6 protein-coding genes are annotated in these 6,777 nt (G+C 43.0%); 2 read left to right on the forward strand and 4 right to left on the reverse strand.

Annotation, left to right across the window (positions count from 1 at the left end):
• Positions 1-779 precede the first annotated feature (779 nt).
• Both VGB26_15610 and VGB26_15615 read right to left on the reverse strand, forming a co-directional pair.
• Positions 780-908, reverse strand: a complete 129-nt coding sequence (locus tag VGB26_15610) for a hypothetical protein (protein HEX9759201.1) — start codon at positions 906-908, stop codon at positions 780-782.
• A 484-nt stretch (positions 909-1,392) separates the two neighbouring features.
• The gene (locus VGB26_15615) at positions 1,393-2,328 is read right to left on the reverse strand and encodes a kelch repeat-containing protein (GenBank protein ID HEX9759202.1); all 936 of its coding nucleotides are present in this window, start codon (positions 2,326-2,328) and stop codon (positions 1,393-1,395) included.
• 133 nt (positions 2,329-2,461) lie between these two features.
• Here VGB26_15615 and VGB26_15620 point away from each other — a divergent pair, with 133 nt between their 5' ends.
• Positions 2,462-3,427, forward strand: a complete 966-nt coding sequence (locus VGB26_15620; protein ID HEX9759203.1) for a metallophosphoesterase — start codon at positions 2,462-2,464, stop codon at positions 3,425-3,427.
• Between the two features lie 44 nt (positions 3,428-3,471).
• Here VGB26_15620 and VGB26_15625 read toward each other — a convergent pair whose 3' ends face one another.
• Complete coding sequence (locus VGB26_15625) at positions 3,472-4,752, reverse strand: hypothetical protein (protein HEX9759204.1); 1,281 nt, start codon at positions 4,750-4,752, stop codon at positions 3,472-3,474.
• 170 nt (positions 4,753-4,922) lie between these two features.
• On the opposite strand from VGB26_15625, the gene glpD reads away from it, so the two are divergent.
• Entirely contained in the window at positions 4,923-6,533 is a 1,611-nt protein-coding gene (glpD, locus tag VGB26_15630) for a glycerol-3-phosphate dehydrogenase (GenBank protein ID HEX9759205.1), read from the forward strand.
• A gap of 15 nt (positions 6,534-6,548) precedes the next feature.
• On the opposite strand, the gene VGB26_15635 is transcribed toward glpD, so the two are convergent.
• On the reverse strand, positions 6,549-6,777 hold a 229-nt coding region (locus VGB26_15635; GenBank protein HEX9759206.1), incomplete at its 5' end, for a hypothetical protein.

Genomic DNA, 6,777 nt, shown 5'->3' on the forward strand with positions numbered 1-6,777 from the left:
CAAATACATCTGCTCTTGTGCATACGGCCGAAAATGATAGCCCATAACAGCCCTCCATCGGTTGATTATGAAGCTCTATTTTACAGAAAAGCAGCATGACCGCAAAGTGAAAAATAGGGGTTTGTCGGACAGGCTCATTAACGTTTTTTTTTAAAAAAAACAGGTTTTCAGGAAAATCATTGAAAACCCCAAAACTTTTTTACTCGCTCGTCTTCCCACACCGATTCACCCTAGCCTGAATTTCAGCCGCCCCCTAGAGTTCAACTATTCCTCAGACGGAATGATCAAACCGGCCGCCTAAACAGGGGAAACAAATTCCGTAAACTTGAATTTCTAAATTAAGGCGTTCGTCCAAAAGGGTGTGAAACCTTCCTCACCCGGGGATGGCCCCCCATTTACGAATTTAGTACCCGCAAAAATGCCTGCAATTTTTAAAAAAAGGTTGAAGATATTTTTTGTTGGGAAAAAAATGATGGCCGTTTGTAAAAAAAAACCCCCGGCAATGTTCCAATAATGGATGGCAAAGTGGAAAGGGGCATGCCAAACTTGGGCAAAAAAAACCTTAGAACCTCGTAAAAATAGACAATGAGGAAACATTCATTCTGGATCCCGCCTATTCCAATAAAATAATGTTTGGGTTTTTAGATAGGCAAAAGCGAGGGAGTATTCTTTTCGGGAAAAGGATTCACTTCCCTTATTCAGGGGGGTAATATGGGGGTTTCCGGTGGCAGAGGAAATGTGCAAGACGATGATGGAGTCAGAAATATCCTATTGATTCTCTAACCTCTTGGAACCTTGAGCCGTTCCTGAAGGATTTCAAAACACAGCTCGCAAAGCTCCTGATCCGATATCCGATCATCGAAAAAAGTGATAGCAACCTCTACCCCGCACCGTTGACAACAATACACTTTTCCCCCACGAAAAAATGTTTTTTGGGATCATTAGAAAAAGAGGTAACACCTGGCCCACCTGGATTTACTAAAAAATGGGCATAATGGCCGTTATCAATATCATATGAATTGAGAAAGGTCAAGGCTAAAACACCATATATTGATTTTTTTTACACCCTAGGCACATTATCTTGTGGAAAAGCTTGTTGAAGGCTTGGAAACATTGTGTGGAAAAGGTGGTGAAAATTATAAATTTAAGGCTTTTAAAAGCATATTAAATAAAGAAAAATCATTTTCCACATGTTCCCAAAGGAAAAAATCAGTTTCTCTTTTTCTAAGGCTTGAATCTCGCTAGGCGAAAAGTCATTGAAGGTCTTCCCAGGTTAATTTACCTTAAGCCTATGGGAACTTTATAAAAATTTAAGGTTTCTTATTTTTTAGAAACTTTGCAAAGAAGGGAAGGTTTTAAAAAACCTTTGGGCCAAGAAAATGCGGAGAAATTTCATGGAGAATATTGAACCACAGAATTCATCACCGACCGGTCTGAACTCCATCCCCCTAAAAGGTAAATCGAATCTTCAATGATGGAAACACCCATTGCTGCCCTGGCCTCTGGCAAAGGAGCAATGCTTTCCCATTGGCCTTTGCCGAAATCGTAACGTGCTGTTTGGGTTCCAATTCCTTTATCCCCACTAAACCCTCCGAAAATATACAGGCTCCCCCCAAGGAGGCAAGTCCCATGAGCAGCCGCAGACCAGGGCAGCTGTAACAAAGCCTTTTCCCAGACCCCCTGTTTGGGGTCAAAAACTTCCATTTGGTCATATTCCGTCATTCCTTTTCCCGTAAAAGCCACCCCCCCAAAAGCAAAAATTTTTCCATCCATTGAAACCGCCATTGCTGCAAACCTTGGTTTTGGAAGACCAGGCAGCTCAGACCAGGAACCTTTTTTGAAATCAAAAACCTCACAAAATCCGAACCCAGGATCGGTTTGCGGGCCTCCTTCGGTGGCATCCGGATGATGACCCCCTAAAATGTACATTCGACCCTCTAAAAACGTAAAGGCTGGATAGTCATGGGGCTGCAACATGTCTGCTCCCTGCTGCCATTGATCGGAAACGGGATCATAAATCTCGACGGTTCTAAGAAATTTAAATTTTCCGTTTTTCTGTTTAAATCCCCCCCCCACAACATAAATTTTTCCACCGACTTCAAAAGTGGCCATTCCAGATCTTGCAGTAGGCATTTCCTTTCCTTTTTCCCAATGATTTACCTTTGGGTCAAAAATCTCCACATTCTGAAGGCTTTCAAATCCAGGACCTCCACCCCCAATCACAAAAATTTTCCCATTGAAGGAGGCCACTCCTGGATGGGATCGGGCGATGTGAAGGGGTTTAACAGCCTTCCAAACCCCTTGTTTTTCAGAATGTTGTATCGTCATGGGAGACCAGTTTAACGGTTGACTCGGAGGGGGTCAAGGGAAAAGAATGTGACTTTTGACTTCCCTTTGCTTTTCTCTTAGAATAAACATATGAATTTGCTGATGTTTTTTTAATTTTTCAGGATTCTCCCTGGTGAAGAAACCCAACATTCCCCAACTCTACGAAAACACTCCCTCCATTCGTCGCGAATTTTTAAAACAGCGCAGACTTTCCATTGAAAGAGGGGAAATAAAAGCAAAAAATAAGTTTAACCGTACAATCTTTAGGCTTGAAGATTCCCGCTGGGTCCAATGGGCCGTTGGAACCCCCATTAAATTAATGGGCCTTTATGCAAAAGGACGACAAAATGCAAAAAATATTAAAATTAAAAAAGTTACTCTGGAATTTCCAAATCTTCCTCCTTCATTTGAGGGTTTTCGCCTTCTTCATCTTTCCGATTTACACTTAGATTGTGACGAGGAACTATTGAACCAACTGCTTCAGACCCTTTCCGGACTAAACGCGGATATTTGTATTCTGACTGGGGATTATCGTTTTAGGGTAAAAGGAGATCACCACCCCGCCCTCAATGACACCCTTCACCTCATCGAAAACCTCAAAAAAATTTCCCCTCATATTTACGCGGTTCTTGGAAACCATGATTCATTAGCCATCGGGGAAGGGCTTGAAAAAGCAGGGGCTGAGGTTTTACTCAACCGGGCCATACCCAGAAGGAAAAATGGGGAAGAAATTTGGTTTGCCGGTGTTGACGATCCCCATTATTATGGCTGCCACGATTTAGAACTCGCTTTAAATGAAATTCCTTCCCAGGCTTTTAAAGTTCTATTGGTACATTCACCTGTTCTTTACCGGGAAGCCTCTGATGAAGGAATTCATTTATATTTGTGCGGACATACCCATGGGGGACAAATTCGACTACCGGGAATCGGAGCCCTTATCAAAAATACCCCCACCCCACGTCGATATATAGATGGCATTTGGAAACATAACGGAATGGCGGGCTTAACCCACCGGGGAGTCGGATCCTCCATCCTTCCTCTTCGTTTAGGATGCCCCCCTGAAGTCTGGATTATAGAATTGAGAAAAACAGGTAGATAGAAAAACCGCTCGTTCTAAAGAAAAGGTCCACTTTTATTGAATTTTTAAGATCCTATGGCAGGGTTTACGGTTTGAACCCAAATGAGGCTTCCATCGGTGAGATTTCTCTTTTCAATCCGCCACTGAGTATCTGTTTCCCTTGAAGAATCGAACCCCACAACATAAACACCGGTACTATCAACCGCAGCCCCATATGCTTTGTCCCCAACATTTCCAGGGTTAGTGGTTTGCTCCCAGATAATGGTCCCATCCATTAAGGCTCTTTTCTCCAATCGCCATTGGCTGTTACCTGGGGATTGATCAAACCCAGCTATATATAAACCATTTCCACCTACTGCGATGCTACGGATTTCATTGATCCCATTACTTGGATGATTGCTCTGCTCCCATACTACACCCCCGGAAGAATTTCTCTTTTCCATTCTCCATTGTTGTTGTCCAGGCAAACTAACAAGACCCCCTATGTAAATATCCGTTCCATCCGATGCTACCGTTACCGCACGGTTTACTCCTGGGCTTGGATTATTGGTTTGAACCCAAATCAAACTTCCATCCACTAAATTCCTTTTTTCAATCCGCCATTGCTGATTGCTTGGACCAGAGCTTGAATCATGCCCGACGATATATGCACCCGTGGTATCTAAAACAATACTCTGGGCTAAATCGCTGGTCCCATTTCCACTGCTTTGGTCTCCCACTTTAGTCCATATCAGGCTTCCATCAGTGGGGTTCCTTTTTTCCAGTCTCCATTCCTTATCTCCCGGTAATAAATCAAACCCAACAATATAAACCCCAGTACCATCCACCGCCACGGCAAAGGCGACATCATCCCCCTGGCTAAAATTATTGGTCACTACTCCATTTATACCAAATCCCAAGACCAAATCCCCCGAAGAAATATCTCTTTTTTCAATTCGCCATTGCCTGTCCCCGGGAAAAATATCATACCCAACAACATATATGCTGGTGGAATCAACAGCTATTCCAAATGGCTCATCAAACCCAGTGCTAGGATCACTATTAACTACACCCTCTTTACCAAAAGAATTGATTAAACTTCCATCGCTTAAATTTCTTTTTTCAATCCGCCATTGGGAATGTCCAGTGGATTGGTCATTTCCGGCAATATATAAAGCAGAGCTATCAACGGCAATTCCACGAGCCACATCAGTTCCACTCGTTACCGAAAGAATTGAACCAGAACCTGAGGACAACCCCAGGGAAGAGGTAGACTTTGTTTCATCGGAGCCGCATCCGCTTACAATAATCCAAATGATTATGCTTATTAAAACTTCCCACTTTTTATTTCTAAAATTTTCAACCATAAAGGCTATAAATTTCAATTATTTATACTTGGGTTTAACTTTTCATACCTCACGAAACCTTAAATTTTTTCTCAACTTTTGTCAATGAAAATTTTCCACACATTAGGGGTTAATTTACAATACCTTTTTTTGTGATAAACTCGTCTCATAATAAAAGGCTTGGGTTCAATTTGCTATCGAAAAACCCTAACACAAAACAACTGGCTCCAGTTTATTTTGATTTGTTAATTATCGGTGGAGGAATTATTGGAGCAGGAATTGCCCGTGACGCGGTTTTAAGAGGTTTAAAAGTTGCTCTTTTCGAGCAGAATGATTTTGCGTCCGGAACCAGCAGTCGAACCTCAAAGCTTATCCATGGAGGCATTCGATATTTGGAGCAGGGGAACCTTCCTTTGGTGTTTGAAGCCAGCCGTGAACGTTTTTTCCTGCAACGGTTAGCCCCTCATTTGATTCGGCCCATCCCATTTGTTTTCCCCATTTATAAGGGGGAAACTATGGGAAGGGGAATGATGAAAATGGGAATGTTAATATATGACCTATTGGCTCTTTTCCGAAATACACATCCCCACCGGATGCTCACCCGCGAGGAAACCCTTCATAACATTCCAAATTTACAACCCCAAGGTCTTTTAGGTGCGGCCGTTTACTACGATTGCCTCATGAATGATGCACGGCTCTGTCTGGAAAACCTCCTTGACGCAAAAGCCTCCGGGGCAGTGGTCAGAAACTATACCCAGGTCACCGGAATTATAAAAAGCGAAAAGGGAACGATTCAGGGTGTAAAGGTTAAAGATCGCTTCAATGGAGAAGAGGAACGGGTCTACGGAAAGGTGGTGGTTAACGCTTCAGGACCGTGGGTAGATCATATTTGCGGCATGGACTCTCTTCATGAACCTCGAAAGCTCCGGCGTACTCGAGGCTCACACCTTCTTCTTCCTTCACTCACCCAAAATCAGGCAGTGGTGGTCCGAAGCAAAAAAGATCACCGGATTTTTTTTATCATTCCATGGGAAGAAATGAGTTTGGTGGGAACCACAGACATTGACTATGAAGAAGACCCCGAAAAAGTCCAATGTCCCCAAGAGGATCTTGAATACCTGCTGAAAGAGACCAGCCGCTTTTTTCCCGCAAACGTTTTTCACAAAGACCAGGTGATTTCAACCTTCTCCGGGGTTCGCCCATTGGCCAAAACCTCTAATGGAAAACCTTCTTCGGTTTCCCGGGAAACAAAAATCTTTGAAAGCCCAACGGGCCTCATTTCCATTACCGGTGGAAAATTCACAACGTACAGAAAGGTTTCCGAAAACGTTGTCAATCGGGTATTGAAGAAACTTCCGGAGGTTAAAGCAAAGGGATGTCAAACCCTCTCTCAACCTTTATGGGGTGGAGACATTAATAATCTTCAAATCTTTATCAAGGAAAGGATGAATGATCCTAACCGTCCTCACTACCTGAATGATCGGCAGGTAACCCACCTGATCAACACTTATGGAAGTCGTTATACAGAGATTATCCAATTGGTCGCTGAAAATAAAGAACTTGGAGAGTCTCTACATCCTTCTCTCCCCCATATCCAGGCAGAAATTATTTTTGCGATTAAAAGGGAATTCGCGCGAACCCTCTCCGATATTTTTCGCAGACGGACCACCCTGGCTTTTGGGCCTTTGAGGAGAGATGAATCCCTTATTGAAACCACCCTCAATATCATGGAAAAAGAATTAAATTGGCCCCCCGGAGAGAAAGAAATTCAAAAAAGAACCTACCTTAAGGAAATTTTTTAATTTCGGAGAAAAAATTTAAAAACTGGGAGCACGACCCTCGCGAAGGCTTTGGAGGGCCTGTTTGACCATTTTGGAGTCTTCGGTTCCCGGTGCCAAATTCTGAAAAGCGGTTGTCCAACTTTCATCGGCTTCTGAAAATCGTTGAAGATGTACCAAAGCAAGTCCTTTGTACCATAAAAGAGCGGGCTCCCTCGGAAATTTAACCAAGGCCTTTTCCAAATGAGTCAGGGCATTCTCATAGCTA

Source organism: Nitrospiria bacterium (assembly GCA_036397255.1).
Lineage (GTDB): Bacteria > Nitrospirota > Nitrospiria > DASWJH01 > DASWJH01 > DASWJH01.